At 51.9% G+C, this 1,555-nt stretch carries 2 protein-coding genes; both read left to right on the forward strand.

All coding sequences use genetic code 11. The features are described 5' to 3' along the window. Positions 1-998, forward strand: a 998-nt coding sequence (gene speA, locus RDO88_RS13485; RefSeq protein ID WP_307759845.1) for a biosynthetic arginine decarboxylase, incomplete at its 5' end; no start/stop codon positions are given. 1 nt (position 999) lies between these two features. Further along, a partial coding sequence (gene argB / locus RDO88_RS13490; RefSeq protein WP_307759846.1) for an acetylglutamate kinase occupies positions 1,000-1,555 on the forward strand: 556 nt, incomplete at its 3' end.

Below are 1,555 nucleotides of genomic sequence, written 5' to 3' on the forward strand. Positions count from 1 at the left end.
GCGAAAGCTCCGTCAACTATTCCATCCAGGAATATGTCAACGATGTGGTGTCGACTTTCGTCGATGTTGCCGACAAACACGGGTTCCCTCATCCCAATATCATTACCGAGACGGGACGCAGCCTGACTGCCCATCACTCCGTGCTTATCTTCGAAGTGCTGGAAACGGCTTCCCTGCCCGAAATGGACGACGACTGGGAACCGGGAGAGGATGCTCACGAACTGGTGAAGGAACTGTATGACATCTGGGATAATCTGAGCCAGCGCAGTATGCTGGAACCTTGGCACGATGCGCAGCAGATACGCGAAGAGGCACTCGACCTTTTCAGCCATGGCATCGTCGACCTGAATACGCGTGCACAAATAGAGAAACTCTACTGGAGTATCTGCCGCGAAATCAACTCCATTGCCAGCGGCATGAAGCACTGCCCCGAGGAATTCCGCAAGTTGAGCAAGCTGCTTGCCGACAAGTATTTCTGTAACTTCTCGCTGTTCCAGTCATTGCCCGATTCCTGGGCTATCGACCAGATGTTCCCCATCATGCCCATACAACGGCTGGATGAAAGACCCGACCGCGAGGCTACCTTGCAGGATATGACTTGCGACTCGGACGGCAAAATTGCCAATTTCGTCAGCTCGCGTGCCGATACGACCACCCTGCCGCTGCACTCGTTGCGCGACAAGGAACACTACTATCTGGCGGTTTTTCTGGTCGGAGCTTATCAAGAGATTCTGGGAGATATGCACAATCTGTTTGGTGATACGAATGCCGTGCATGTGTCTGTCAATTCCAAAGGCTACACCATCGACCAACTGATTGACGGCGAGACGGTGGCTGAGGTGTTGGACTACGTGCAATATAATCCTAAAAAACTGGTACGTACGCTGGAAACTTGGGTGACGCAGTCCGTCAAGGAAGGGCGTATCTCTGTGGAAGAAGGGAAGGAATTCTTGTCTAATTACCGTTCCGGACTGTACGGATATACTTATTTGGAATAAAATGGAGAAACTGACTGTAATAAAGGTGGGTGGCAAGATTGTAGAAGAGGAAGCCACCCTCTATAAGTTATTGGATGACTTTGCAGCCATCGAAGGCTACAAGGTCTTGGTACACGGAGGCGGACGCTCGGCCACGAAGCTCGCTGCCCAACTGGGTATTGAAAGTAAAATGGTGAATGGCCGCCGCATCACTGATACCGAAACGCTGAAGGTGGTGACCATGGTGTATGGCGGACTGGTGAATAAGAATATCGTTGCCGGCTTGCAGGCGCGTGGTGTCAATGCACTGGGCTTGACGGGAGCCGATATGGATGTAATCCGTTCGGTAAAGCGTCCCGTGAAGGAGGTGGATTATGGGTTTGTGGGCGATGTGAAGCAGGTGAATGATGCTTTCTTGGCAGACCTCATTCATAAGGGTGTGGTTCCCGTGATGGCTCCGTTGACACACGATGGAGACGGGCACATGCTGAATACGAATGCCGACACCATTGCCGGAGAGACCGCCAAGGCTTTGGCGGGCTTGTTCGATGTTACTTTGGTATTCTGCTTTGAGAAGA

The organism is uncultured Mediterranea sp., from assembly GCF_902493215.1.
Lineage (GTDB): Bacteria > Bacteroidota > Bacteroidia > Bacteroidales > Bacteroidaceae > Bacteroides.